The organism is Pectinatus haikarae (assembly GCF_050916305.1).
Lineage (GTDB): Bacteria > Bacillota > Negativicutes > Selenomonadales > Selenomonadaceae > Pectinatus > Pectinatus haikarae.
Map to the genome: position 1 here is coordinate 1,810,704 of NZ_CP116940.1, position 26,173 is coordinate 1,836,876.

Here is a 26,173-nt window from a genome sequence, read left to right on the forward strand (position 1 = left end):
GTAATATGATGGATGCATTAGACAAGAAAATTATCAGAGCAGTGCAAAGCGATTTTCCCCTTGTGGCAAAACCTTATGAGGCTTTGGCTATGCGTGTCGGCATCAGCGAAGATGAGTTGCTCAGCAGACTCAGACAGTATAAGCATAATGGACAGATACGCAAGATGGGAGCGGTTCTCGGTCATTATACGGCCGGTTTTTCCGCCAATGTACTTTGTGCATGGGTAGTCCCTTTAGAACATATGGATGAGATAGCAAAATCAATGTCAGCCAATACTGCTGTATCACACTGTTATGACAGGACGACGACTGAGGAGTGGCCTTATAATGTTTATACGATGATACATGCAAAGACACGCGAAGAATGTGATGCCGTCGTTGATGAATTGGCAGAAAAAAATAAGCTGACTGACAAGGTGATGCTCTACAGTGTAAAAGAATGGAAAAAAACCAGCATGCGGTATTTTGAGGAAGAATTGGTTTGTCAGACAGTGAATGTGTAAATAAGAATTTATATTATATCCCTTGAAGGGAACGAAGGCTTTAGGATAATTAATTTCCTGAGCCTTTTATTTTTCCCGGTTATTGAAGCGGATATTTAAAAATGCTACAATAATAAAAGTTCTCATTTAACGCAGGAAACATTGATTAAATGAAAATATCAGCAAGGATAGAAAAATAAATTGATGAAGGATTGATAAAATGTTTTCGCAAACTATGTATGAATTGGGTACAAAGAAATCTACCATAAGAACTATTTTCGAATACGGACGGAAAAGGGCCGCCGAAGTGGGAGAAGACAATATATATGATTATAGTTTGGGCAATCCCAATGTGCCTGCTCCAGCTTATATAAAACAGGCTATTTTTGATATACTGAATGAAGAAGAGCCATGTGCGGTACACGGTTATACCATCGCACCCGGATTGGTATCGGTGAGAGAAAAATTGGCGGACAGTGTTAATCGGCGTTTTCAAACCAATTTTGCGGCAAAAAACTTTTTTATTACCGGTGGAGCTGCCGGTGCGATAACCATAACATTTAAAGCGTTGAGCGAAGCCGGTGATGAATTCATAACATTTGCTCCGTTTTTTCCGGAATATAAATGCTTTGTTGAAGCTGCCGGAGCAAAATTAGTGGTTGTTCCACCGCAGCCTGCTGATTTTCAGATAGATTTTACTGAATTTGAGAAAAGAATATCTGCCGAGACAAAGGCTGTTATTGTTAATTCGCCCAATAATCCCAGCGGGGCTGTATATTCAGAAAAAACCATAAAAAAACTGACAGATATAATGAAAAAAAAGGAAAAGGAATACGGGCATCCTATTTTTCTTATATCAGATGAACCATACAGAGAAATTGCCTACGATAATATTAAAGTGCCGTATCTGCCTCATTATTATGCAGATACGATTGTCTGCTACTCTTATAGTAAATCATTTTCTCTGCCGGGAGAACGCATCGGTTATATTATTGTACCTGATGAAGCCGCTTCTTTTGAAAAAATATACGGAGCTATAGCAGGCGCTGCAAGAGTGCTTACACATGTAAATGCACCGTCTCTATTTCAGCGCGTTATAGCACGCTGTTGTGATATGCCGTCTGATATAAGCACATATCGGCAGAATGGTACACTTCTTTATAATGGATTGATCGCCGCAGGCTTTAAGTGCATAAAACCGCAGGGAGCTTTTTATTTATTCCCGGAAGCATTAGAAGCCGATGATTATGCGTTTTGCAAGAAAGCACAGAAATTTGATCTGCTTTTGGTTCCGGGAACTGATTTCGGCTGTCCGGGACATTTTAGAGCATCATATTGTATAAAGACCTCTACAATAGAAAAATCTCTTCCTGTTTTCAAAAAGCTCGCTGAGAGCTACGGAATAGGAAAAAGGAGCTGATATTTTGTTTGAAGTACCGGAAAAAGAAGATTATAAAGCTGATAATCCTCATTTAAAAACGGAACATATCACTCCTATAACAGTAAGAAAACCTGAATTGAAAAAGGAATTTCAGCAGCTGCGATGTCTGATTGATGAAAAAATTTTCGAAAATTATATTGAAACAGTGCATAATTTGACAAAAAACGAAAATACTCTTCTCATAACAGCGGGAAATGAACTGCAAAAAATGCATATAGAGGATTGTATTCCTGCTTTAAAGAATGCTTTCAACGTTGAAAAGGTAAAAGTCATTGGTTTAATGAAACCATTTTTTTGACAAAATTATTTATTCACAGCAGTGAAATACGGAAAAGCAAGTATCATAGAACGGAGCAATTTATCGCAGGAATGAGGATCAGCAGATCAAAAGCTGCTGATCTTTTTTGCGGTAAAATAAAACGGCGCATCTTGAAATAGAGTACACTTTCTAAAAATCTTGTTAAAGCTTATAATTTGCGTTATACTGTTTTTGACTTATGAATGATTGTCTGTTAGAATTTTATATAGTCTGTTTGCCGGAGATATTGCAACTGCGCTGACTGTGCATTGAGGAAACACTAAATATAGTAAAATACCGAAAAATGGTATATCAAAGGTTTTCACTGCGTATTTTATTATGCAGCTGTCTTGAATATTTTGTTTCTATTATATAAGAGGTGACGATATTTGTTAGGTTTTTTAAAAATTTTGCTTGGCGATAATAATGATAAAGAAATAAAACGCATGCGCGGCATTGTTGAACAGATAAATTTGCTTGAACCGGAATACAGGAAAATGAGTGATGGTTCTTTATGCGGCAACACGGAAAAATTTAAAGAACGCGTGGCTAATGGTGAATCGTTGAATTCGATTCTGCCCGAGGCTTTTGCTGTTGTGCGTGAGGCTTCCAGGCGCACACTGGCAATGCGGCATTTTGATGTACAGCTGATCGGCGGTATTTGTCTGCACGAAGGAAAAATCGCTGAAATGAAGACAGGCGAAGGTAAGACTCTGGTGGCGACAGCTCCGGTGTATCTTAATGCTTTGTCTCAAAACGGTGTACATATGATAACAGTTAATGATTATCTGGCTAAACGGGACAGTGAGTGGATGGGACGCCTATACCGCACTCTCGGTTTGTCAGTGGGCCTTATCACACACGATATGGATTTTGCTGAACGTAAGTTTGCCTATAATTGTGATGTAACTTTCGGTACAAATAATGAATTCGGTTTTGATTATCTGCGGGATAATATGGTCATAGGCAAAGATCAGATGGTGCAGAGGGAACTTCACTATGCTATTGTCGATGAAGTAGACAGTATATTGATTGATGAAGCGCGCACGCCTCTTATTATTTCAGGACCGGGCAGTAAATCTACCAATATGTATTCCATAATGGCAAGAGCCGTGGCTCCGCTGAAAGAGGGGGAAGACTACACTCTCAACGAAAAGGAAAAAACTGTATCTCCCTTGGAATCAGCTGTCTCCAAAGTGGAAAAAGCGCTGAATATAGATAATCTGTACGATACTGCAAATATAGAAATGTCTCACTGCTTTACTCAGGCCCTGCGTGCAAAGGCAATGATGAAACGCGACAGGGATTATGTTGTGCGGGATAATGAAATTATTATTGTCGATGAATTCACGGGCCGTCTCATGGTCGGCAGACGTTATTCCGACGGGCTGCATCAGGCTATTGAGGCAAAGGAAAATGTAAAGATACAACGTGAATCACAAACTTTGGCAACTATAACTTTTCAGAATTATTTCCGTATGTATGATAAGCTGTCAGGCATGACCGGTACAGCAAAAACAGAGGAAGATGAATTCCTTAAAATATATAAGCTGCCGGTTATAGTCGCCCCTACTAATAAACCTGTTCTGCGCACCGATTACCCCGATGTTATTTACAAAACGAAAAAGGCAAAACTGAAAGCAGTAGTGAGTGCAATCGGTGATTATCATTCAAAAGGACAGCCGGTACTGGTCGGTACGACGTCAATTGTTCAGTCGGAAGAACTGAGTGACCTTTTGAAAAAAAGTCATATTCCTCATAATGTGTTAAACGCGAAATATCATGAAAAAGAAGCGCAGATAATCGCAGGAGCCGGGCAGGCAGGAGCTGTAACGATCGCCACAAATATGGCCGGGCGCGGGACTGACATTACGCTGGGCGAAGGTGTGGCAGCTAACGGCGGTCTGCATATCATAGGTACAGAACGCCATGAATCACGCCGCATTGATAATCAGCTGCGCGGACGTGCCGGACGTCAGGGAGATCCAGGCTCTTCAAGATTTTATTTATCACTGGAAGATGATTTGATGCGCCTGTTCGGTTCGGATAATATTGCCAATATAATGGATAAGCTTGGTATGGGAGAGGATGATCCTATCGAGCATAAACTTGTTACCCGTTCTATTGAGCAGGCACAGAAAAAGGTAGAGGCACGTAATTTTGATATTCGCAAACATGTTCTGGAATATGATGATGTTATGAACCAGCAGCGTGAAGTTATATATGGGCAGCGCCGCAAAGTACTGCTTGAAGATAATCTTAAGGAAAATATACTCGGCATGATACATGATATTGTCAAACACGAAATGGATGTATTTGCCAACGAAAAAGTATATCCCGAAGAATGGAATATTCAGGGACTCATTGAGGATGCAGAAAAAATTTATGCACCAAAAGATACGTTTTCAAAAGAAACTCTTGAAAATATGAGCAGGGACGAGCTGGAAAATTATTTATATAAAACAGCGGATGACACTTATAATGCTCGTGAAAAACTGTTCGGTGAAGATAACATGCGCGAGCTGGAAAAAATTGTCATGCTCAAGATAGTGGACAGTAAGTGGATGGAGCATCTTGATGAAATGGATATGGTCCGTGAAGGGATCGGGCTGCGGGCGTACGGACAGAAAAACCCTCTTGTTGAATATAAGATCGAAGCCTATGATATGTTCCAGGCTATGATCAGCAGTATTCAGGAAGATGTTGCCAAACTGATGTACAGGGTGAATATCGTACAGCAGGAACAGCCGCCGCTGGAAGATCGCTTGAAGGGAGCTACGGCTTCCCATGGTGAGGAAGCTGCTGACAGTAAGAAAAAGCCTGTGGTGAAAGCGGATACTGTTGGAAGAAATGATCCCTGCCCTTGCGGCAGCGGGAAGAAATATAAGAATTGCTGTGGACGGAATAAGTAAAAGAATATTTTGCCTATAATTATTTAAGGATGTGAATACAGTGTTAGAAGACTTGCGTGTAACGATAGTTGACTTAAAGAAAAAACTGGATGAAATGGGGGCTTCACTTTGACGTCGCTCATAAAAAAGAAAAAATAGCGGAATTGGAATATAAGATGGGCGAACCGGCTTTCTGGGATGATACTGAAAAAGCCCAGGCAGTGTCTACTGAATTAAATACGCTGAAGGATGGCGTGGAACGTTACCAGAGCATGCTTAACAAGTATGATGATATGCAGGTGCTTTGGGAAATGGGGATGGAAGATAAGGATGAATCTGTCTGCAGTGATGTAGAACAGGAAATCAATGAAATAAAAGATCAGATCGAAAAATTAGAACTGGAAATATTATTGTCGGGAAAATATGATGCCAATAATGCTATATTGACTCTTCATGCCGGCGCAGGCGGAACGGAAGCTCAGGATTGGACGCAGATGCTTTTGCGCATGTATGGCCGCTGGGCAGAAAAAAATAAATTTGGGGTCGAAACTGTTGATCTGCTGCCCGGAGATGAAGCGGGGGTAAAATCAGTCACACTGATGATCAAGGGGCATAATGCATATGGATATCTGAAGGCTGAAAAAGGGGTGCACCGATTGGTGAGGATTTCTCCTTTTGATGCGAATGCGCGGCGGCATACATCATTTTCTGCTTGTGATGTAATGCCGGAAATAGATGATAATGTCGAGCTTGATATCAATATGGCAGATGTGCGGGTTGACACTTACAGAGCAAGCGGTGCAGGCGGGCAGCATATAAATAAGACAGATTCGGCAGTCCGCATGACACATATACCCACAGGCGTTGTGGCACAGTGTCAGAATCAACGTTCTCAGCTGCAGAACAGAGAGCAGTGCCTCAAACTTTTGCGTGCACGTCTTTTTGAATTGGAAATACAAAAAAAAGAGGCTGAACTTGCCAAGCTTGAGGGTGATCAGCAAAAAATAGAATGGGGCAGTCAGATACGCTCGTATGTATTCCATCCGTATAATCTTGTAAAGGACCATCGAACTAATGTCGAAACAAGTGATACGCAGGGAGTAATGGACGGCGGTATCAATTTATTCATAGAAAATTATCTGCGTGCAAAGGCCAATAAACAGCTGTGAGACAGCAACTGTTGTCCTATTTTATAATTATGATGGCAATGTTTTTTATTGCTGCAGGGTGAGAAAATTGCGTAAAATTTTAATTATCGTTTCAGTATTGATAATAGTCATTACGGTACTGACAAGTTTGATTTTGCCTAATTATATTTCCTATACGGTATATAATTATTTGCAAAATGATATGCAGGCGCATGCTATACAAGGTGAGGTACAGACTCATCCGCCTTTCATGATAGCCAGCGGGCAGATAGATAGTATTGATTATAAAGCTGACAGTGCCGTTATCGGGCAGACAGAAGTACATGATCTTTTGCTGACCGGCAGTAATCTGCATATAAATATGACTGATCTGCTGAGGGAACGTTTTACATTAGACAGAGCGGAAAATATTGATCTTTCCTGTACTATTGACGCAAAATCACTTGAAAAGCTGCTTTTGCAGAAAATAAACAGACTGCACAGCGCCACTGTGAATATTACGCCTCAGATCGTCACTGTAAAGGCTGATATACCTATATTGAACAACAATATAGCAGCCAATATGAGCGGATATCTGTATACTTCAGACGGAAATATTTATTTTAAAATTGCAGAATTTGATGTTGAAAACAGTTTACTGGGGAAAATCAGCTTAAATACGAAAAATGATGTAATGCTTCTTGATAAAAGCAAGTTGCCTTTTGGTGCAGAGATTAAGTCTGTTACGCAGGAAGACAATCAGATATCCATTAAAGCAAGTGCTCACAAAGAATAGATAAGGTGGGAAAAATGTTGAGGGTTTTCAATTATAACCGCTGGTTTATACTGCTGATTGCAATAGGTCTTGTTGCTGGGCTGGTAATAAGTTTTCAGCGTTATCATGTGGAAAGCAGCAATGCGACTATAGAGCTGGCTCTTGATTATGAAGATTTATTAAAATTAGCAGAAAATGAGGGGCTGCCACCGTCTGAAGTGCTTGCTGAAACAAAAAAAGCAGGAATAACATCGCTGGCTGTTTACGAAACCACATTCAAAAAACTGAATGAAAACGGAAAAGCTGCTGCAACATCGGGAAGCGAGATCTTGCAGCGCTATCATAACGGATCTCTTTCTGATCCGGATTGGTCAGCGTTGGTATCTGCCGGGAAAATAGTGGGGACAGATGTTTATGTAACAGGTAATGATCCCCAGACGTTCAAGGAAGTAAAAGAAGATTTGCTTTTGCGGCTCGGCAATGAACGTGTGCGGACGTTGTCTGTCGGCAGCAGCGAAGTTCTGGCGGTAAAAGCTAACTATGAAAATTTTTTGAAAATGAATCTGGGAATGCCTACAGATGAAATGAAAGCTGTAAATGCGGCAGGATTTTATGTTATAGCGCGTCCCAGCAATTATACCGATGTCACGGAAAAGGAAATTGATGCTGTCTTTGACAGATTGAACGGCATTAAAATATCCGATATAGTTTTTTCCGGACCGCAGACATTGGGAGCGCCAAAACTGCTGAATTATACCGTAGAAAAAATGAAGCAGCGTGATATAACATTGGGCATGATAGAAAATGTTTCACAGTTGAAATTTTACCCGCAGGACGGATTGGTTGATATAGCACAGGGATTGGATTATAAGGCGGCCCGTCTGTACACTATTCCTAAAGATGAGCAGCCTAAAATGAAACTGGCCGATGCGGTAGAACGCTGGAGCAATACTGACGAGGAACGAAATATACGTATTGATCTTCTGCGTCCGTACGAGAAACCTGCTACAGGTCTTTCTGTGATGCAGACCAATATAAAGTATTTTGCTGATACCAGAGATAAATTAGAGGCTAAGGGGTTTGAAATAGGACCGGCAGGCAGCTTGGAAATATATGACGGCAGTCAGCTTTTGCGCATATTCATAATGATCGGCATCTGTGCCGCAGGCGTACTGTATTTATCACTTATTATACCTGATTTTAAATTAAAATATCAGTATATGCTCTTTGTCTTGATCACGCTGATCTGTGTGATTCCTCTGGCTATGGGTCATGGCAATAAAATACGTGTTCTGGGGGCCTTTGCCGCGGCCAATTTGTTTCCGACCCTGGCTATGATATATTTACTGGATAAAATGAAAGATATAAAACGCAGCAAAAATTCTTCTTTCCTGCGTATAATGTTGTTGTCTTTTGGGATGATAATTGTGACAAGTGCGATTTCCCTGATAGGCGCTGCTTACCTTTCCGGTATTTTATCTGATGTGCGTTATTTCCTTGAAATTGAAATTTTCAGGGGGATAAAGCTTACGTTTGTCCTGCCGATGATATTAGTGGGAATAGCGCTTTGTCAGCGCTTTAACGTTTTTGACGACGACAATCCTTTGGTTCCTATGAATATAATTGAACAGATAAAGCATTTTCTAAATATGAAAATATTGGTGAAAACATTAATGATTTTCGTCATGCTGGCATTAGCTATGGTAGTATTTATCGAACGATCGGGACACACAGCCGGCTTTCCTGTACCCGGCATAGAATTAAAAATACGCGCTATTTTGGAAAAAACATTCTTTGCCAGACCTCGGTCAAAAGAATTGTTTATCGGTCATCCGGCGTTTTTTATTATGGTAATGGCATGGCTTAGGAAATGGCCTGTATTTATCTTCGGTATATTGGTCTTTGCTGCTACTATAGGACAAGGCTCAATGGTCGAAACTTTTGCCCACATGCGTACACCTGTTTATATGTCTCTGGTCCGTGGTGTTGGCGGTGTCGTATTTGGTGCGCTGCTTGGTTTTCTGGTATTGTTGATATTGGAACTTTGGCGGCATTTCTCTTCTGTATTGGAGAGGAGGAAAAATGCCGGGCATGAATAATATTGTAGTTTCTGGGTATTATGGTTCTAAAAATGCCGGTGATGAGGCAATGCTGGCGGCAATGCTGGAAGTTTTTACCGATCTTGATCCCAAGATTAAATTTACCGTCATATCGACAAATCCGGCTGACACGGCAAAGAGACATGGCGTAAAATCAATAAACTGGCTGTCGGTGTTTTCCATTGTGAAAGCTTTAAAAAATGCAGACTTACTGATAAGCGGCGGCGGCAGTCTGTTGCAGAACGTGACCAGCGGACGCAGTTTATATTATTATATGGGAATCCTTTTTTTGTCCATTTTGGTAAAAACACCTGTCATGCTTTATGCACAAGGTATTGGTCCGGTTTTTGGCTGGCTGCCGCGCAGACTTATGCGCTGGTTCTGCAATCATGCAAGGCTTATCACAGTCAGAGATAAAGAATCCTTGACTGAATTGGAGCAGATGCATATTTCCAAACCCCTTATCAAGGTCACAGCCGATCCGGTTTTAGCAATTCACTCTGTGGAAAAAAATATTGGCCAGCATATTTTATCTAAAAATAAGATCTCACGCACAAAACCGATAGTAGGAATTTATGCGAGAGAGTGGCGTGGACTGATCAATTACAAAAAGGTGCTCGCAGAGGTTTCCGACAGGATAGGAACATCTTATGGCGCACAGATAGTGTTTATACCTATGCAGTATCCTGAAGATGTCGCAGCAGCTGAAAAAATAGCGGCCTATATGAAGTCGGCACCAATATTGCTTAATGACGAATATACCACAAGTGAACTGTTATCAATAACGGGAAATTTGGACATGCTTATATCAATAAGATTGCACGCATTGATATTTGCCGGTGTAATGGGAGTGCCAATGGTAGGTCTGTCCTATGATCCCAAGGTAGACCGATTTTTGAATTCCATAGGTGAAAAAGCTGCTGACGATTTGGAAAGTGCAACAGCTGAAAGTATTTTTGTTCAATTTGCTGCAAAATGGCAAAATAAGGACAAATGCAGAGAAGAAAATGGGCAGCGATTATCTGAGCTGCGCAGTGCAGCCTCCAGCAACGCAGAGTTGGCGTTAGGTTTAATAAAAAAACAAAAAACTATATAATATCGAGCAATTGAAGTTTTTTATGTAAATAATGTGGCATATATAAATTAAAGCCCCCAGATTTGGGGGCTTTAATTTATATAATATACTTGGTTTCATATAACGGGCAAGTCATTTTATAAGATAGTAGATCACGATAAGCAATACTCCAGGTATTCCTAAAGTTCCGGCTAATATTGCCGTAAAAAAATTAATAGGTATCGCAAGACCTAAAACAGCATTTACCAGCCATAAGCATATTGCACCGATAATACTGTTATAGATAAGTTTCCATAATATATGCATAGGCAAAGATAATATTTTTGTTATGATGCATAAAATAAAAATACCTATTAAAAAAGCTATGACCAGACTAATGTCAAACATTGTTTAACTCCTTGATAAAAATATTAAATTTCTCGGCGGTTTTCCAATGCTTTTGCCAAGGTAACTTCGTCCGCATATTCTAAATCACCGCCTACAGGCAGTCCGTGAGCAATGCGGGTAACCTTTATCCCTGCCGGCTTTACCAGTTTGGCAACGTACATTGCGGTAGCCTCACCTTCAACATTGGGATTGGTGGCCATTATGAGTTCCTTTATTTTTTCCGTCTGGAGTCTTACCAGAAGTTCTTTGACCTTTATATTGTCGGGACCTATTCCGTCCAGTGGTGACAGCACCCCGTGCAGAACATGATAAACACCTTTGAAATCACGCATACGTTCCATTGCTGCAACATCACGGGGTTGTTCAACGACACATATTATTGAATGGTCGCGACTGGGGGCGGAACAAATGCTGCATGGGTTGACATCACTTAAATTGAAACAGGTATTGCAAAAGCCAATTTTTTCTTTGGCTTCGATTATAGCATTGGCCAGAGCCTTTGCCTTTGAAGGCTCCATATCCAATATATGATAGGCAAGACGTGCAGCTGTTTTTGAACCTATTCCCGGCAGCGTACGCAGATGCTCAATAAGTTTAGCCAAAGGTTCAATATACTGCATTAAAACATTCCTGGGGGTATATTAAGGCCGCCTGTAAGTTTCCCCATCTCCGAAGCCATCATATCGTCTACTTTTTTTACAGATTCATTTATTGCTGCTGAGATAAGATCCTGAAGCATTTCCACATCCTGCGGATCAACTGCCGATGGATCAATAGTCAGAGAAACAACTTGCTTTTCACCATTCATAATAACTTTGATAACGCCACCGCCGCTTGATACTTCAACAGTTTTTTCTTTCAGATCATCTTGCATTTTTGCCATCTGCTGCTGTAATTTCTGGACTTTTTTCATCATGCCGGCCATATTGCCGCCCATAGGATTGAACATTAAATTTATTCCTCCTGTGAATTTATTTAAAACTGCGACAACTGCAAACTAATATTGCCGCCACCGCTATCTTGAGGCAATTCTGATTTTGAAATGAAAGTGTCAGTAATTCCCTGATTCGATAACTTGATACATATTTATTAAGTATATAATATAGATGCATTACTTGCAAGTCAGCATTCTTTATAGTTATAAAAAATGTATGGCTGCAAAAATTATACGGGATTGCTATTTTTAAATAATTATTTTGCGATCGGTAAAGCTGATATATTCCGTGTATATATTTTTCTATGAATAAGTATTTATGTTGTTGTTTTATGTATTATGCAGGGAATTTACATGAATTTATAATTTAGCAAAAACTTTCTGTTTAAAATCATCCAATTGGCTGTACAAATTTTTTCCCGGGCATAAAGTACTGTTAAGATCGCGATGACCAAAGATAATATTATCGGCGGTATTCAATCTATAAAGCTGACATAAATATGCTGTCAGATATTCACCTGAATTGAGCTGAGCTTCAGTAGGATATGCAGTTTCGAAATCGCCTACTATGTTGATGCCTACAGATGTCTTATTATAGCCGTAGCAATGCGCGCCTATGGTATCCGCAGGTCTGCCGCGTTCTATAGTGCCATCTTTTCTTATTACATAGTGATAGCCTATTCCCGCCCAGCCGTTTGCTAGATGCCATTGATGAACTTCTGCTGCAGATACATCCTGATTGGTTCCGCCTATATGATGAATAATGATCATATTAGTTTGCTGACGATTTTCTAATGGAAGAACAAAACTGAGATGCGTTTCCTTTATAGGAGGAGAGGTGAGTGGCTGTCCTGAAGCAGCCAAAGCGATTTTGCTGAAAGTAAATTGAGGCAAAAACATGAGACTGCCTATTGTACCAAAAGTATAAAATAAAAATTTCCTGCGATTTATCAATATAAACTCCCTTTATAACATGGAAAATCAGCTTTTTTTGTATACTTATTCAATATACTACTATGCTATACTCCAATTATGAAATTTTTATGAAACAATTGGAGTATAGCAATAGATGAGTATTAATTGGAACTTGGTCGGTCAATATTTAAAATGAAAGAAAAATCCGCCATACAGCCGATTTTTCTTTCGGTTATACAGCGGATAAAACTAAGCGTACATGTATGTTAATCAGGTAATAGAAGCCTCATAAATATTTTTTATACTGGAAGCAAGAACAGTATCAAAATCATTATCAGATTGCTGTGCGTAAAGTCCTTCTGCCAGTGCCCGCGAAAAACTGGCTATTAAACCATTATTGCGTGATAATTTGTCATTTGCCTCCTGCCGGGAGAAACCGCCTGAAAGAGCTACCACCCTGATAATATTTGTTTGTCCATTTATCAGATCGCTGTAAAAATTATCGATTTCGGGAATAGATAACTTGAACATTATTTTTAAATCAGATGGCAGTAAAGAAAGTTCCTTAAATATCTCCTCTTTCAGTATCTTTTCTGATTCTGCACGATTTTCGCTGTGAATATCAACTTCAGGTTCAAGTATGGGGACAAGCCCTGCAGCAGCTATCTGTCGTCCAATTTCAAACTGCTGTTTGACAATTTTTTTTATACCATCTCTATTTGTCTGCTTTATTACAGAACGCATTTTTGTGCCGAAAATATTCCGCTGCACAGCACGTTTCAAAAGATCAGCTAAATCGGGCATAGGTTTCATGAGCTGAACACCGTCTGTTAATTCAGCCAGACCTTTATCAACTTTTAGAAAAGGAACGATTCCCTTCTTATTCCAAAGATAATCCGCCGTCAATTCTCCGTCAATTTTCCGGTCCATAGTATTTTCAAATAAGATAGCAGCTAAAATATAATCAGCCTTAAACGCAGGACTTTTTATTATCCGTGTACGCATTTCATGCACTTTGGCAAACATTTCGTCGTTGCCGTTATATTCATTTTCCTTTATACCATAAGCAGCCAATGCCTTCGGTGTGCTTCCGCCGCTTTGATCCAGAGCCGCAATAAATGCCTTGTCATGACTCACTCTTTGCAATTGTTTTTCATTCATTAAAATTCATCTCCTCTTTAGAAAGTTTTCGTTAAATTGAAGATATATGATAAAAAAATCTCTTCAAGTAAAACGAATATTTTAAGTATCAATTGAATAGTTTAATAATAATACTTTTCCCATTTCTTTGCAAGCAGAAGAAAAATGTCGGATATTGCAGCAAGTATATATATCTTTAGAGCATGTCACAATTGTTACAGCATTAAATAGAAAAAAGGTATATATTAAAATAAATAATTCAGAGGAGATGAAATCAAATGGAAACTATTTTAAAGAATATCAGAAAGTCAGAAGTACTGGTTTTAAAGGATTTGGTGAAATATCAAGATGAACAGGTAGTAAGCAAGACACTTATCCAAAATGATGCTGTGGGAATGACTTTATTTGCTTTTGCAGCAGGAGAGGGCTTAAGCACGCACGAATCCAATGGTGATGCTTTTGCCATTTGTCTTGACGGAAGCGGTGAGATAACTGTGGACGGAATTTCGCATAAATTGGAAATAGGCGAGTCCATTATTATGCCGGCACAGCATCCGCATGCGGTATATGCTGAAAACTGCTTTAAAATGCTTTTGGTAGTAATTTTTCCAAACAAGATAAAATGAGATATTGGCTGGCAGAAGATATTATTGGCAATGTATTACGATTGTTTTTGGGGAGTATATATTTTTTATTGCCAGATCAGTATACCTGCTGAATGCATTAAGTATTTAACCTTACGGTAAAAGTGATTATTTCGTTGGTATAGGATACATTGAGCTTTCCTTTTATGAGCTGTGCCAGTTCTTTTGCCATGGCCAATCCTATACCATAGCCCTTTCTTTTGCTGTTATGTGACACATCACCGCGGTAAAATCGTTCAAAAAATCGGGAATAATCGATCGCAGCTCCGGCGATGTGAGTATTGGAAATAGCGATGATAGCACCTGTATTTTTTTTATTGCGTGAAAGAATTACGTTGACGGTACCGTTATCATCACAATATTTGACGGCATTATCAACAAGAATATTTATAAGTTCATATATACATTTTGCATCGGACTGGATATGGATAAGAGGGTCGATGCGACAGGTAAATCCCTTTTTTTGATCACTGAGCATTTGCCTGAATGATTCAGTCACAGTTGTCACTGTTTCTGATAAATCTACGGACGTTATGTCAAGATCCGCACGGGAGCGTTCCCCCATTTTTGCGAGCATAATAAGATCATTTATCAGCTTGGATAAGCGGTGAACTTGTTTCAATATGTTGACCGTCCATTCACTCTTGCCGTTGATAAGCTCCATCGCCTCGGTATTAGCGGAAATAATAGCTATCGGAGTTTTCAATTCGTGACCGGCATTGGTGATGAACCGTTTTTGATTTTCCATGTTGAGAATAAATGGTTTGATAGCCATATTGCATAAAGCGGCCAGAATAAATATATATAATAGTATGCAGATGAAACCGAATAATAAAGAATAATGCATAAAGGAGTCAACTGCACCTGCGTCACGTGTATAATCCATAATGACGATAAGAAAATTTCCGCTGGGATCTTTTGTTATCATATAGGCATAACTGGCTCTGTCCTTTTTGAAAAAGCCCTGCATTTTTCCTTCTTGTGCAGTAGACTGTGCATATTGTATTGCTTCATCTTCGGTAAAAGCAGCAATATTTTTGATGTTTATTTTTTCGATATATCCCGCCGGATTGACAAGAACACTAAAAAATCTTGTTTGATAAGAAAATTCAGGCGTATCATCAGACCAATTTGTGTCGCCGAACCAACTGCTGTCCTGTGGGGTCTTTTCTTGCGGGACATTTCCGCCGTTCTGTGAAATATATAAAAGAACAGATTCCACTTGAACATGCATGCGCATATATACTATTGTATTGATCAAGCCAAGGGCCCCGGCCACTATAATAACAACAGCTGCTGTAGCCGCCGCAATAAATTTTCTCCGCAGATTTTTTATTATATCCATGAATTGTACCATATCCCCGCTGTTTATTTTTCTTTTAGAAGGAAGGTTTTTCCCTTATTTCCGATGATTTGGATGTCTGCATTAACAGATTCCAGCTTTTCCCGTAAATATGACACATATATCCAGACAATAGTTTTGTCCACATCTGATTCACTTTTCCAGACGTGCAGAAAAATAGCTTTTGTTGATAATTCTCTGCCGATATTAAGCATAAAAAATTTCATGAGTTTTGTTTCTTTATTGCCTAAACGAATAGAATTTTTACAGGATAATTCCTGTTCTTCCACATCCAGGGTGACGGTACCGCAAAAAAGCCTGGATGGTGAAAAGGCGTTGATGCGCCGTACCATGGACCGGATACGAGCCAATAGCTCTCCCATAGCAAATGGTTTTGTCAGATAGTCATCAGAACCCGCATCAAGGCCTGCGATTCTGTCATCTGTTTCTGCTTTAGCTGTCAACATAATGACGGGTGTGAAATTACCACTGCCGCGTAATTGCTTCAGTGCATCGACACCATCCATCTTAGGCATCATAATATCAAAAATCATACAATCATATGTGTTTTCCTGTGCCTTTTCTACGGCAGCAGCTCCGTCGTAAACAGCGTCTACTTCATAACCGGAATGTCTCAGTACAGCGGTAAGTGCTGATGACATATCGTGTTCATCTTCTGCCAGCAATATTTTCATGTCTGTATTCTCCCATAATTATTGTTCAGTGCGGATCAGATTACGTATAGTCTGCATAGATATGTCGCAGGCTGCCAGTTCATCGGCACATCGTTTCAGTTCTCGCACGATCATTTCGGAATTTTCTATATTACGCTTGTATTTCATCTGATGTTCGAGACTGGCCCATGAATCCATGGCAATGGTTCGCAGCTGTATTTCAGCAAAAAAGTGTCCGGGACATATTTCTGATGCATCTTCATAAGGCATTGTAAGCTCGACTATTATATGATAGCTGCGATATCCGTTTGCTTTTACATGCTTTATGTAATCCTTTTCCTGAATAATGCGGCAATTTGGTATGGCTTTAATATAGGCGATATTTACATAAATGTCTTCAATAAACCGGCAGATGATACGAATACCGATCGCATCCCGTATATCGTGAAGTGCTGCACATGGAGTCTGCGGCAATCCCTTACGATGACATTTTTCTGCCATACTGCCATGTGTTTTAATGCGGTAAATCAAGTGTTCATATGCCATTTCGCCCGTCTTATTTTTTTCTTTTTCATTATATTTTTGGATATTTTCCAGCAGATTGTTCATAACCTTTTCGAGTACAGGTATATATTTTCCGTATACATTGTCAACCATATGTTCACCTCATTATATGCATCCTTTTATCCATATTATAACATATTTTGATTTTGGAAAAACCAGCACTGTAAGTAGATGTTTATATATATTTGCTGAAATTTACCGTTATTTATATTTGTATATGGATATAAAAATCCGTCTTATTAAGCAGGCGTATGTACCTGAATAAGACGGATTTTTTAATGATGCAATATTTAATTTTAAGGATTCAGCAGATTCTGGGGATTTGTTCACCTGCAGGCATATCAATTATCCTTATCCCGCCAATAGCTGTACGCAGACCCACTTCGCCGGGAGCGATACTGTTTGTACTGCCTATTATACAGGCATTTTTGCCATATACATCTTTGTGCATAACGGCAAGTATCCGGCTGCTATAGGTTTTGTCTGCAAAGATTACCATTTTGCCTTCATTTGCCAGATATATCGGATCAAAACCCAGGATATCGCAGAACCCTCGTACTTCTTTACGTACGGGAAGATTGTCTTCATCAATAATGATACCGACACCTGCCTGGGCTGCTATTTCATTGAGAACGGCTGCTGCGCCGCCGCGGGTGGCATCACGCATTACGGCTATTTTGGGCGCCGTCTGCAATATTTTATAAACAAGTTTATTTAGCGGAGCACAGTCACTTTTTAGTGTGTCCGGCAATTGCAGATTATGTCGTAATGCCATGATCGCCGCGGCATGATCACCGAGATATCCGCTGACTATTATATCCATTTCCGGCTTTACATTTCGCGGAGCTATATCGCAGCCGTCTATTAAATTACCGACACCTGCCGTATTGATAAAAATACCATCACCGCTGTTTTTGTTGACTACTTTTGTATCTCCTGTGACGATATATATACCGGCCTCAGCTGCTGCCTGACTCATGGTATCGACGATAGTGCGCAAATCCTTTATTGGAAAACCTTCTTCCAAAATCATGCCCACAGATATATATTTTGGCACGGCACCTGTCATAGCCAGATCATTCACTGTGCCGCATACGGCCAGTTTACCTATATTGCCGCCGTTAAAAAACAAGGGTTTTACTACATAGGAGTCTGTAGTGAAGGCAATATTATTCTTTACAGGAAGCTTGGCTCCGTCATGCATCTGACGCAGATATTCATTATCAAATGCTGGAACCATTATTTCTTCGACCAGCTCACGGCTTTTTACACCGCCCGCTCCGTGAGCCATAGTTATGAATTTATCTTCCATAGTGATATCTCCCTTGCCCATATTTATACCACGCATGGCATGTGCCCTCAATGGAAACCATGCATGCACCGGCAGGGTGTTCCGGTGTACATATTTTTTTGAATAAAGGACATTGCGTAGGGTTGATATTGCCTTTTAGTACATCACCGCAGCGACAGGCTGGATTTTCTCTTGAGTTTTCCTTGGTCACAGGGATGCTGTGCAGTGCGTCATATTGAGCGTATGCCGCGTTGACTGTCATACCGGAATTTTCTATTCCGCCGAAGCCTCGCCAGTTTGCGGATGTATTGCTGAAAACTGAAGATATTGCATTTTGAGCAATGGGGTTGCCTTCAGTCCTGACCACGCGCTTATAAGCATTTTCTATTTTTGCCTGACCGTTTTGAACCTGCAGGGCAAGCATATATACGGCCCGAAGAATATCGAGTGCCTCAAAACCGGCAATGACAGCCGGTTTTGCATACCTTTCAGATACAAAGGAAAAGGGGGCTTCGCCCGTAATGACGCAGACATGGCCGGGCAGCAAAAATCCGTCGACTTTTATTGTCGGATCGCTTAATAAAGCATCGAGAGCCGTATATGTCCATTTGTGTGCAGAGAGAATAAAAAAATTATTTATTTGCTTTTTTTGTGCTGTTTGAATAGTGGCTGCCGTCAAAGGTGCGGTTGTTTCAAAACCAACCGCTAAAAAAATTATTTTTTTTGCAGGGTTATTTATTGCCAGCTGCAGGGCGTCAAGCGGAGAGTATACTATACGGACATCAGCGCCTTCCGCTCTTGCTTCATATAAGCTTGTGCTTGTACCGGGAACTTTAAGCATATCGCCGAAAGTAGTTATGATCACGTTTGAATTTTTCGCATAGGCGATTGCAGTATCCATATAATCATTCGGCGTGACGCATACAGGACAGCCGGGACCGCTTACAAGATCCACCTTTTCAGGAAGAAGCTGTCTTATGCCGGAACGAAAAATAGATACAGTATGTGTACCGCAAACCTCCATAAATCGCGTAGGTTTTGTTATAAGTCTATCAATGTTTTGCAGGAAAAACTCTGCTGCCTTCTTGCATTCTTCAGGCATTATCATTTTGGGCGACCTCTTTTAACAGCTGGGCAGTATAATTTGCCTCTTGTTCATCTATTGTCTGAATCGCAAAACCGGCATGCATAAGAACAAAATCACCTTTTTTTGCATCGGGTAAGAGCATCAAACTGATTTTTCTCTGTATGCCCTCAACATCAACGGTTGCCATCATATCATTCTTTTCTATAATTTTTGCAGGAACAGCAAGACACATTTTTATCGCTCCTTTTATAATAAGCCTCTATTTTTATTTATAATAGCACATGCTGCCGCTGCCTGTCCAAATGACAGACCACCGTCATTTGCAGGAACTTTTCTATTTATATAAACGGAAAAATCGTCTTCCAGCAGGGCAAATATGTTTTTGAGCAATAATAAATTCTGAAAGACTCCACCGGACAGAACAATTTTTCTGACCCCGGTCTTCTTCTTTAGAATCCTGACGGTATCCACCACGGCAGCTGCCATTGTCAAATGGAAAGAAGCAGCTTTTTCGGAGATTGCAGCATCATCCTCAATTAAGCTTCTGAACATAGGCAGGAAATCTATCTGACACATTCCATTTTTTTCTTTTGATTCATAAGGTAAAAGGCTGCCGTTTCCTGCCGCCGCTATTTGCTCAAGTTCTATCGCGGCCTGTCCTTCATAATTTATCCTTCCTCTTATGCCAAGAACAGCCGATACCGCATCAAATATTCTGCCGGCACTGGAGGTAAGGGGTGAGTTAAAGCCTTTTTCTGCTATTTGAACAGCTAAGGACCAGTTTTCCGGTACAGATTTCCATAAACCACATTCTTTTTCCAGCATTTTTTTCCCATATAAAGAATGCATTATATAAGCGGCAAGGCGCCATGGTTCTTTTATCGCGGCCGATGCTCCCGGCAGAGGCAGATATGAGAAATGTGCCAAACGCTCATAGGAAGTACAGTCACACAGAAAAAATTCGCCGCCCCACAGACAGCCGTCATCGCCATAACCGGTACCGTCAAGTGCCACACCGATTACCTTTTCCGATATGTTATTTTCAGCAAGGACAGAAACAATATGTGCATGATGGTGCTGTATTTTGATGAGCGGCAATCCTGTCGCAAGTGCATATTTCGTAGAAAAATATTCTGGATGGAGATCACATGCGGCTATTTGCGGCTGTATGGAAAAAATTTTTTGATAATGGTTTATGGCCTTTCTGTAAGAATCATATGCGGCCTTGTTAGCTAAATCGCCGATATGATGGCTTAGAATTGCCTTATTTCCATCGGTCAGACAAAATGTGTTTTTCAATTGACTGCCGGCAGCGAAAACTGACAGCTGCTTATTGCAAGATGACAGAAAAAGGGGTGCAGGGGCAAATCCTCTGCTGCGCCTTATGTAATAAGCTTCATTTTTCACCACTTGCATCACTGAATCATCTATAGACATATTGATGCGGCGATCATGTATCAAAAAATGATCGGCTATTCCAGCCAGACGTTCCAGCGCGTCCTCTTCTTCGTAGGCAATGGGTTCTTCACTGAGATTGGCACTGGTCATCACAAATACATCTCCTTTTTGCAGGAGCAGACAATGGATAGGTGCATAAGGAAGCATAAAACCAATACTGCAATTGCCGGGAGCCACTGCAGCAGCCAGAGCACAATTTTCTTTTTTTGCAAGAAGGACGATGGGCGCTGAAGGACTCTTAAGGAGGCTTTCTTCTTTGGCATTGACAATGCATAAGGTTTTTATCGTGTCTACTGAATCTGCCATCACGGCCAATGCTTTGTCAAAGCGTTTCTTCCTGTTTCTGAGTTTAAGTATTGCAGAATTATTATAGGCATCACAGACCAGATGATAACCGCCGATACCTTTTAAAGCAATTATTTCTCCTTTTTTTATAGCTTTTCTTGCTGATTCCAGTATAATTTCATTATCAATTGATATTACAGTACCTTTGTTATTCAAAAGTTTGTACTGCGGGCCGCAACTATTGCAGGCATTTGGCTGGGCATGAAAACGCCTGTCCTGAGGCTGCGCATATTCTTCCCTGCATTTGCTGCACATAGAAAAAGTTTTCATTGTAGTATTGCGCCTGTCATAGGGAATGTCTTCCACTATGGAAAAGCGCGGTCCGCAGTTTGTACAGTTAGTAAAAGGGTAATGATATCTTCTGTCAGATTTGTCCATGATTTCTTTGCGGCAATCAGCACATATTGCCAGATCTGGTGATATAAACGCTTTCCGTAGGGCAGCAAGAGGACTTTTTTTTATTGTAAAATCTTTTTCCGAAGCAATGATTTCTTTTTCAGCTGTTACAATTTCCATGACGGAAGCTGCGGGTGGTGCTTCATAGCTAAGCTCTTTAAGCATCACATCAAGAGATGTTTCAATACCCTGAATTTCCATTAAGACACCGTCATCATCGTTTAAAACGAAGCCGGTAAGATTATTTTCCCGTGCCAACCGATAGACAAAAGGCCTAAAACCGACGCCCTGAACGATGCCTCTGACTCTTACTGATAATCTTTTCATAATATTTTACCATCAAACGGGGAAAACATGCCATTTTTTTAAATGGCTGAGGACTTTCTCTATCGTCTTATCCATCTTTTCCTCTATGATTTCTGTAAGTTCCATTCCCAGGTCGACAACAGCCGGTTTGATACCCATGACAACAGTTTCATCAACAGGATCATTGGTTATGGCAAGTGCTGCAAGAAGATCATTGATACCAAGATCATGCACCGATATTTTGTTGGAAAAGTAAGCGTTGACTTCACTTCCCTCAAAACAAAAAAAATCTCCGGCAGTGCCTGGTGCATTTATGGCGTCTATTATAAGTAGTTTTTTTGTACCTTCTATATATGGCAGGAGAAGCATTCCCAATGTTCCTCCGTCAAGGATTCTCACTTTTTCAGGCCACTTCATCAGCTGTAGTTTTTCGATCAGTCTGACGCCAAAGCCATCATCCTGCATAAGAATATTACCGACACCTAGTATTGTAACATTATCCATTATTTTTTTTCATCCGTTCATTTTTTTCATAAGCAGCTGCCCGAAGCCAGCTGCACCATTGATCAAGACCATTATCTGTGCGGCAGGATGTTTCAATGATACTGATACCGGGATGAAGACAATTGATATCATGCCGGGCATTTTCCATGTCAAAATTTGTAAAGGGCAATATATCGATTTTGTTGAGTACAACGGCAGAGGCTTCTTTAAATATCAAAGGATATTTAAGCGGTTTGTCATCACCTTCAGTAATACTCAGAACAACGGCTTTGGTATCCTCCCCGATATTGAATTCGGCAGGGCAAACAAGATTGCCCACATTTTCGATTATAACAAGATCAAGGTTTTGCAGATCAAGTTTGCTGAGGACCTTTTTCACCATCATAGCATCCAGATGACACCCGCCGCTGGTATTTATTTGGATGACGGGAACATCATGGTCCGCTATGCGGTCGGCATCTTTGCTGGTAAAGAGATCACCCTCTATAACGGCTAAGCGCAGATGATTTTTTAATGAGCCTATAGTTTTTTCCAGCAGAGATGTTTTTCCTGCACCGGGAGAACCGATCAGATTAAGAACAAAAATACCGTATTCGTCAAAAATTTTTTTATTTTCAGCGGCCAGTTTATCATTGCTTCCTAAAATATCCTGCATTACCTGAACTTCCATCAGTCTACCTCCAAATATTCAACGCGCAGCTCCCGCCCCGATATAATATCTACCTTGGCACTGCCGCACTGAGGACAAAAAAAATTGTAATTTTCAATATGCGATTCATTGCCGCAATCATTGCAATGTCCGATGAGCGGGATACTTTTCAACTTCATCTCTGCATTTTCGGCGATAGTTCCTTTAGCGGTAGCTTTAAAACAAAATTCAAGAGATTCAAAAACAACGCCTGTCATTTCTCCTATCAAAAGAGCGATGGTCCTGACTTTTGTAGCATTGCTTTTTTTTGCATAACTTTCGACTATCTCCATTACACCCTGTGCCATTGCCATTTCATGCATAATTTACTGCTCCTGCAATCAAAAAGGCTGCTGCAATCTTTGTTTGCAGCAGCCTTTTATTTCTTAATTATTTACTTAAATAGCTGCCTGCAGACCCTTTTGTTCAAAAACAGCGGTAAGTTCACTTAAGCGTGTTTTTGCAGGGTCATAATTTATTGTTGTTTCTCCGTCATGAGTATGAATATGCACATACAATACTCCCGGAAGACCCAAAAGTTTTTCTTCCACTGCCTTGGAATTTTTTGCATCATATCCTGTGACAAAAAATTGAATCTGAGTTCCCTGACCATGGCTTGAACAGCCGCATGTTGAGCACATATGAAAACCTCCTGCTAGCCTTTAATGATTTTACCATTTTTGTCTCTTATATCATTTATATCATCGGGCAAATGAGCCAATACTTTAGTTCCTGAAATCATGCTGGAAATTTCTCCTTCACGTTCCATAAAGTCAGCGCGCACTACCATATAAACATGTATAGCTGCAAATAAGAAAATGCACCAAGCCACTATGTGATGAACAACATGAAGAAACATTTCTCCGTATGGAACGACAAGCCAGCCAAAAATCGAGCCGCCGATACCATTGGGATTTACCTGAAAATACATAGCAAAGCCGGTCAGTATTTCTACCACTATCAAGCCGTAAATTGCTATATAGGACATACGCGCCATCGGATTGCGCAAAAATTGTTTATGTGAATATTTGAGCAGACAATAATGCATCATTACTTCCACAAGATCATCCCAGAATTTCATTTGAAAGAAATTAGGCAAAAGCCTGTCGCCCTTATTGATTATATAACCGTATATTCTGAATAAAAATGCTGCCGAAAGAATGAAGCCGGCAAGAAAATGAAGATTTCTTATCCAATCGACAGATAAATGCCATTCATTCAAAATTACATACTGTCCTTCACCCATGGACATAGGCGTCATTACAACTATACCGGTAGAAAATAAAATTATTATAGAAATGACCATCAGCCAATGAAAAATTCTCAAAAAAGGACTGAAAATATAAAATCTTGTCAAATGAGCTTCCTTGCCATTAGGTATGGAAGTTTCAACAAACTGATTTTCTCTGACCGTCATACTTTACCACTCCCTATATATGGATCGGTGTTAACCATACTAAGTGTTTTCTTCTTGCTGTCATATACGTGCGAGGCACATGCGAGACATGGATCAAATGAACGGACCGCTCTTACTATTTCCAAAGGTTTGTCCGGTATGGCAACATGTGTGTCAATCATGGATAATTCATACGCCCCGTTTCCTGATTGATCATCATGCGGACAGGCATTCCACGTTGTCGGCACTACGGCTTGATAATTTTTTACTTTTTTGTCTTTTATTACTATCCAATGAGATAAGGCTCCGCGCGGTGCTTCATAAAGACCTACGCCTTTAAATTCACCGTTCGTCCACGATGAAGGTTCCCATTTTAAAGTATTGGCGATATTTGTATCGCCTGTGCCTATATTTTTTACCAATTTGTCGAAGAAATATTTTTCCATTGTTGCAGCAAGCTGGGCATCAAGAGCACGAGCGACAGTACGGCCGGCAGTTGATGGCAGCCACTTTTCGGGCGGGAGATTGAGGAGTTTTGAAACATGATCTATCTGACCGATCATGATTTCTTCTGCCCAGGTAGGTGTTATGATACCTTTCTTTACTTTCGTATAAACGATAATATAACGTGCAAGAGGACCCACTTCACAGACCCTGCCGCGCCATTTTGGGGTTTTTATCCATGAATATTTATTATCTTTGTCAAGATATTCCCATTTTTCTTTGTTGCCGTTTTTGTCACCTGTATAATTGGGATCTGTTTCACCATCCCACGGATGAAGTGCATCATTATTCTCATACCAGGAATGTTTAGCGTTTTCGGTTATTACAGCACTGTCTTCAAGGTCTTTCCCCGTCAATTCCGTATATTTTGCACTGTTTAGTCCTTGAGCAAAATCTTCTACTACACCGTTGCAGCGAACAAGTGCCGCTGAGGCAAAATCTTCGTGTCCGGCAAAAGGTTCATCAGGATAAGAGCCAAAACCGAGTACACGTATTCCGGCAAGACCGCCCCCGTCGATGGCACTGCCTTTTTGCGCATGAATGTGAGCAATAGCCAGGGCATCAGGTACGTAAAAGGAATTTACCACATCCGCAGTCAGAGAAATTGCAGTTTCGACAGCAGCCAAACGCTGGCTGTTGACAGGTGCGTTCATATCATTCATTGAAATGGCGCAGGACATACCGCCGACGACATAATGAGGATGCGGGTTTTTACCGCCGAATATGACATGCGGGATTACTATCTCGCGCTGTTTGTCCAGCATGTTCAGATAATGTGATACAGCCATCAGATGCACTTCGGGAGGTAATATTTGATATGCGGGATGGTCCCACCAATTAGCGGCGAAGATGCCCAGCTGGTTGCTGTCAACGAGCTGTTTTATTTTATCTTGTATATCTTTATAGTACGCTGTTGTAGCTTTGGGAAAAGCTTTGGGATAGGCGCTGAAATCGTATCCTTCGGGATTTTTCACAGGTATGGAATAAGTATTAAGGACGGTATCCTGCATTGCCGCTGTCGCTTTAGGATCGGCTTTTAAAGCTTCAATAGGACTGACCCAGTCCAAAGCATGCAAGTGATAAAAATGGACTATATGATCATGCGCTGTTATTGTGCCTGCCATAATATTGCGTACATAATGAGCATTTTTGGGTATTTTTATAGAAAGTGCGTCTTCGACAGCACGGACTGCAGCCAAAGCGTGCACACTGGTGCAGACACCGCAGATGCGCTGTACATAAGCCCATACATCGCGAGGATCACGGTTTTTTACTATAGTCTCAATGCCTCTCCATGCTGTTCCGCTTGAGAGAGCATCATTTACTTTTCCCGAAGCTTCGTCAACCTCAACTTCTAAACGTAAATGACCTTCTATTCGAGTAACAGGATCTACCACAACTCTTTTCATG

27 protein-coding genes are annotated in these 26,173 nt (G+C 40.5%); 9 read left to right on the forward strand and 18 right to left on the reverse strand.

Annotation, left to right across the window (positions count from 1 at the left end; all coding sequences use genetic code 11):
• Positions 1 to 5: 5 nt before the first annotated feature.
• The 8 genes from ahbB to csaB all read left to right on the forward strand — a co-directional run bounded on the left by ahbB (position 6) and on the right by csaB (position 10,209).
• Positions 6 to 503, forward strand: a complete 498-nt coding sequence (gene ahbB / locus NXG61_RS08950; protein ID WP_196605857.1) for a siroheme decarboxylase subunit beta — start codon at positions 6 to 8, stop codon at positions 501 to 503.
• Positions 504 to 702: 199 nt separating this feature from the next.
• Entirely contained in the window at positions 703 to 1,902 is a 1,200-nt protein-coding gene (locus NXG61_RS08955) for a pyridoxal phosphate-dependent aminotransferase (protein WP_196605858.1), read from the forward strand.
• 4 nt (positions 1,903 to 1,906) lie between these two features.
• Positions 1,907 to 2,221: a hypothetical protein gene (locus NXG61_RS08960; RefSeq protein WP_196605859.1), complete on the forward strand. Its 315-nt coding sequence runs from the start codon at positions 1,907 to 1,909 to the stop codon at positions 2,219 to 2,221.
• A gap of 389 nt (positions 2,222 to 2,610) precedes the next feature.
• Positions 2,611 to 5,133 carry a preprotein translocase subunit SecA gene (gene secA, locus NXG61_RS08965; protein ID WP_196605860.1) on the forward strand — a complete coding sequence of 841 codons (2,523 nt, stop codon included), beginning with the start codon at positions 2,611 to 2,613 and terminating at the stop codon, positions 5,131 to 5,133.
• 40 nt (positions 5,134 to 5,173) lie between these two features.
• A protein-coding gene (gene prfB / locus NXG61_RS08970) for a peptide chain release factor 2 (RefSeq protein ID WP_196605861.1) occupies positions 5,174 to 6,281 on the forward strand; the annotation gives its coding sequence in 2 pieces (ribosomal slippage) (positions 5,174 to 5,242 and positions 5,244 to 6,281; 1,107 coding nt in all).
• Positions 6,282 to 6,348: 67 nt separating this feature from the next.
• Complete coding sequence (locus NXG61_RS08975) at positions 6,349 to 7,035, forward strand: LmeA family phospholipid-binding protein (protein ID WP_196605862.1); 687 nt, start codon at positions 6,349 to 6,351, stop codon at positions 7,033 to 7,035.
• 17 nt (positions 7,036 to 7,052) lie between these two features.
• Positions 7,053 to 9,113, forward strand: coding sequence for a DUF5693 family protein (locus tag NXG61_RS08980; protein WP_196605983.1), 2,061 nt, complete (start codon positions 7,053 to 7,055; stop codon positions 9,111 to 9,113).
• Complete coding sequence (gene csaB, locus NXG61_RS08985) at positions 9,106 to 10,209, forward strand: polysaccharide pyruvyl transferase CsaB (RefSeq protein ID WP_307222255.1); 1,104 nt, start codon at positions 9,106 to 9,108, stop codon at positions 10,207 to 10,209. The genes NXG61_RS08980 and csaB overlap by 8 nt, the downstream gene beginning before the upstream one ends.
• 111 nt (positions 10,210 to 10,320) lie before the next feature.
• Here csaB and NXG61_RS08990 read toward each other — a convergent pair whose 3' ends face one another.
• From NXG61_RS08990 to NXG61_RS09010, 5 genes are all read right to left on the reverse strand, one after another.
• The gene (locus NXG61_RS08990) at positions 10,321 to 10,575 is read right to left on the reverse strand and encodes a pro-sigmaK processing inhibitor BofA family protein (protein WP_196605865.1); all 255 of its coding nucleotides are present in this window, start codon (positions 10,573 to 10,575) and stop codon (positions 10,321 to 10,323) included.
• Positions 10,576 to 10,598: 23 nt separating this feature from the next.
• The gene (recR, locus tag NXG61_RS08995; RefSeq protein WP_196605866.1) at positions 10,599 to 11,195 is read right to left on the reverse strand and encodes a recombination mediator RecR; all 597 of its coding nucleotides are present in this window, start codon (positions 11,193 to 11,195) and stop codon (positions 10,599 to 10,601) included.
• A complete protein-coding gene (locus tag NXG61_RS09000; RefSeq protein ID WP_196605867.1) occupies positions 11,195 to 11,524 on the reverse strand; it encodes a YbaB/EbfC family nucleoid-associated protein in 330 nt (109 codons plus the stop codon). Before NXG61_RS09000 ends, recR begins: the two co-directional genes overlap by 1 nt.
• Positions 11,525 to 11,869: 345 nt before the next feature.
• A complete protein-coding gene (locus NXG61_RS09005) occupies positions 11,870 to 12,463 on the reverse strand; it encodes a peptidoglycan recognition protein family protein (RefSeq protein ID WP_231038689.1) in 594 nt (197 codons plus the stop codon).
• 231 nt (positions 12,464 to 12,694) lie between these two features.
• The gene (locus NXG61_RS09010) at positions 12,695 to 13,585 is read right to left on the reverse strand and encodes a fructose bisphosphate aldolase (protein WP_196605868.1); all 891 of its coding nucleotides are present in this window, start codon (positions 13,583 to 13,585) and stop codon (positions 12,695 to 12,697) included.
• Between the two features lie 257 nt (positions 13,586 to 13,842).
• On the opposite strand from NXG61_RS09010, the gene NXG61_RS09015 reads away from it, so the two are divergent.
• Entirely contained in the window at positions 13,843 to 14,190 is a 348-nt protein-coding gene (locus NXG61_RS09015; protein ID WP_196605869.1) for a cupin domain-containing protein, read from the forward strand.
• Positions 14,191 to 14,287: 97 nt separating this feature from the next.
• Here the strand turns inward: NXG61_RS09015 and NXG61_RS09020 are convergent, their stop codons facing one another.
• The 13 genes from NXG61_RS09020 to NXG61_RS09080 form a co-directional block, all read right to left on the reverse strand.
• Positions 14,288 to 15,553 (reverse strand): sensor histidine kinase, encoded by a 1,266-nt coding sequence (locus tag NXG61_RS09020; protein ID WP_196605870.1) that lies wholly within the window; start codon positions 15,551 to 15,553, stop codon positions 14,288 to 14,290.
• A gap of 23 nt (positions 15,554 to 15,576) precedes the next feature.
• Complete coding sequence (locus NXG61_RS09025; protein WP_196605871.1) at positions 15,577 to 16,245, reverse strand: response regulator transcription factor; 669 nt, start codon at positions 16,243 to 16,245, stop codon at positions 15,577 to 15,579.
• Between the two features lie 18 nt (positions 16,246 to 16,263).
• Positions 16,264 to 16,881 (reverse strand): GTP pyrophosphokinase, encoded by a 618-nt coding sequence (locus NXG61_RS09030; RefSeq protein ID WP_196605872.1) that lies wholly within the window; start codon positions 16,879 to 16,881, stop codon positions 16,264 to 16,266.
• 211 nt (positions 16,882 to 17,092) lie between these two features.
• Positions 17,093 to 18,100 (reverse strand): hydrogenase expression/formation protein HypE, encoded by a 1,008-nt coding sequence (hypE, locus tag NXG61_RS09035; protein WP_307222250.1) that lies wholly within the window; start codon positions 18,098 to 18,100, stop codon positions 17,093 to 17,095.
• Positions 18,090 to 19,187, reverse strand: a complete 1,098-nt coding sequence (gene hypD, locus NXG61_RS09040) for a hydrogenase formation protein HypD (protein ID WP_307222248.1) — start codon at positions 19,185 to 19,187, stop codon at positions 18,090 to 18,092. Before hypD ends, hypE begins: the two co-directional genes overlap by 11 nt.
• Positions 19,174 to 19,398: a HypC/HybG/HupF family hydrogenase formation chaperone gene (locus NXG61_RS09045; RefSeq protein WP_196605875.1), complete on the reverse strand. Its 225-nt coding sequence runs from the start codon at positions 19,396 to 19,398 to the stop codon at positions 19,174 to 19,176. Before NXG61_RS09045 ends, hypD begins: the two co-directional genes overlap by 14 nt.
• A gap of 14 nt (positions 19,399 to 19,412) precedes the next feature.
• Entirely contained in the window at positions 19,413 to 21,692 is a 2,280-nt protein-coding gene (hypF, locus tag NXG61_RS09050) for a carbamoyltransferase HypF (protein WP_307222245.1), read from the reverse strand.
• A 12-nt stretch (positions 21,693 to 21,704) separates the two neighbouring features.
• Positions 21,705 to 22,175, reverse strand: a complete 471-nt coding sequence (locus NXG61_RS09055) for a HyaD/HybD family hydrogenase maturation endopeptidase (protein ID WP_307222243.1) — start codon at positions 22,173 to 22,175, stop codon at positions 21,705 to 21,707.
• Positions 22,168 to 22,845: a hydrogenase nickel incorporation protein HypB gene (gene hypB / locus NXG61_RS09060; protein ID WP_196605878.1), complete on the reverse strand. Its 678-nt coding sequence runs from the start codon at positions 22,843 to 22,845 to the stop codon at positions 22,168 to 22,170. The genes NXG61_RS09055 and hypB overlap by 8 nt, the downstream gene beginning before the upstream one ends.
• Positions 22,845 to 23,186 (reverse strand): hydrogenase maturation nickel metallochaperone HypA, encoded by a 342-nt coding sequence (gene hypA / locus NXG61_RS09065; protein ID WP_196605879.1) that lies wholly within the window; start codon positions 23,184 to 23,186, stop codon positions 22,845 to 22,847. The genes hypB and hypA overlap by 1 nt, the downstream gene beginning before the upstream one ends.
• A gap of 75 nt (positions 23,187 to 23,261) precedes the next feature.
• Complete coding sequence (locus NXG61_RS09070; protein ID WP_196605880.1) at positions 23,262 to 23,504, reverse strand: hypothetical protein; 243 nt, start codon at positions 23,502 to 23,504, stop codon at positions 23,262 to 23,264.
• Positions 23,505 to 23,518: 14 nt separating this feature from the next.
• Positions 23,519 to 24,280 carry a Ni/Fe-hydrogenase, b-type cytochrome subunit gene (gene cybH / locus NXG61_RS09075; RefSeq protein ID WP_196605881.1) on the reverse strand — a complete coding sequence of 254 codons (762 nt, stop codon included), beginning with the start codon at positions 24,278 to 24,280 and terminating at the stop codon, positions 23,519 to 23,521.
• Positions 24,277 to 26,172 carry a nickel-dependent hydrogenase large subunit gene (locus tag NXG61_RS09080; protein WP_307222237.1) on the reverse strand — a complete coding sequence of 632 codons (1,896 nt, stop codon included), beginning with the start codon at positions 26,170 to 26,172 and terminating at the stop codon, positions 24,277 to 24,279. Before NXG61_RS09080 ends, cybH begins: the two co-directional genes overlap by 4 nt.
• Position 26,173 lies beyond the last annotated feature (1 nt).

Coding starts and splice junctions, on each gene's coding strand:
- hypA (WP_196605879.1), bottom strand. CDS start 23,186: ATGCATGAAATGGCAATGGCACAGGGTGTAATGGAGATAGTCGAAAGT.
- NXG61_RS09025 (WP_196605871.1), bottom strand. CDS start 16,245: ATGAAAATATTGCTGGCAGAAGATGAACACGATATGTCATCAGCACTT.
- csaB (WP_307222255.1), top strand. CDS start 9,106: ATGAATAATATTGTAGTTTCTGGGTATTATGGTTCTAAAAATGCCGGT.
- recR (WP_196605866.1), bottom strand. CDS start 11,195: ATGCAGTATATTGAACCTTTGGCTAAACTTATTGAGCATCTGCGTACG.
- ahbB (WP_196605857.1), top strand. CDS start 6: ATGATGGATGCATTAGACAAGAAAATTATCAGAGCAGTGCAAAGCGAT.
- NXG61_RS09010 (WP_196605868.1), bottom strand. CDS start 13,585: ATGAATGAAAAACAATTGCAAAGAGTGAGTCATGACAAGGCATTTATT.
- NXG61_RS08955 (WP_196605858.1), top strand. CDS start 703: ATGTTTTCGCAAACTATGTATGAATTGGGTACAAAGAAATCTACCATA.
- hypF (WP_307222245.1), bottom strand. CDS start 21,692: ATGAAAAGATTATCAGTAAGAGTCAGAGGCATCGTTCAGGGCGTCGGT.
- NXG61_RS09015 (WP_196605869.1), top strand. CDS start 13,843: ATGGAAACTATTTTAAAGAATATCAGAAAGTCAGAAGTACTGGTTTTA.
- NXG61_RS09045 (WP_196605875.1), bottom strand. CDS start 19,398: ATGTGTCTTGCTGTTCCTGCAAAAATTATAGAAAAGAATGATATGATG.
- NXG61_RS09080 (WP_307222237.1), bottom strand. CDS start 26,172: ATGAAAAGAGTTGTGGTAGATCCTGTTACTCGAATAGAAGGTCATTTA.
- NXG61_RS09055 (WP_307222243.1), bottom strand. CDS start 22,175: ATGGATAATGTTACAATACTAGGTGTCGGTAATATTCTTATGCAGGAT.
- hypD (WP_307222248.1), bottom strand. CDS start 19,187: ATGATAATGCCTGAAGAATGCAAGAAGGCAGCAGAGTTTTTCCTGCAA.
- NXG61_RS08990 (WP_196605865.1), bottom strand. CDS start 10,575: ATGTTTGACATTAGTCTGGTCATAGCTTTTTTAATAGGTATTTTTATT.
- NXG61_RS09030 (WP_196605872.1), bottom strand. CDS start 16,881: ATGGTTGACAATGTATACGGAAAATATATACCTGTACTCGAAAAGGTT.
- NXG61_RS09000 (WP_196605867.1), bottom strand. CDS start 11,524: ATGTTCAATCCTATGGGCGGCAATATGGCCGGCATGATGAAAAAAGTC.
- NXG61_RS09070 (WP_196605880.1), bottom strand. CDS start 23,504: ATGTGCTCAACATGCGGCTGTTCAAGCCATGGTCAGGGAACTCAGATT.
- NXG61_RS09020 (WP_196605870.1), bottom strand. CDS start 15,553: ATGGATATAATAAAAAATCTGCGGAGAAAATTTATTGCGGCGGCTACA.
- hypE (WP_307222250.1), bottom strand. CDS start 18,100: ATGGAAGATAAATTCATAACTATGGCTCACGGAGCGGGCGGTGTAAAA.
- hypB (WP_196605878.1), bottom strand. CDS start 22,845: ATGGAAGTTCAGGTAATGCAGGATATTTTAGGAAGCAATGATAAACTG.
- cybH (WP_196605881.1), bottom strand. CDS start 24,280: ATGACGGTCAGAGAAAATCAGTTTGTTGAAACTTCCATACCTAATGGC.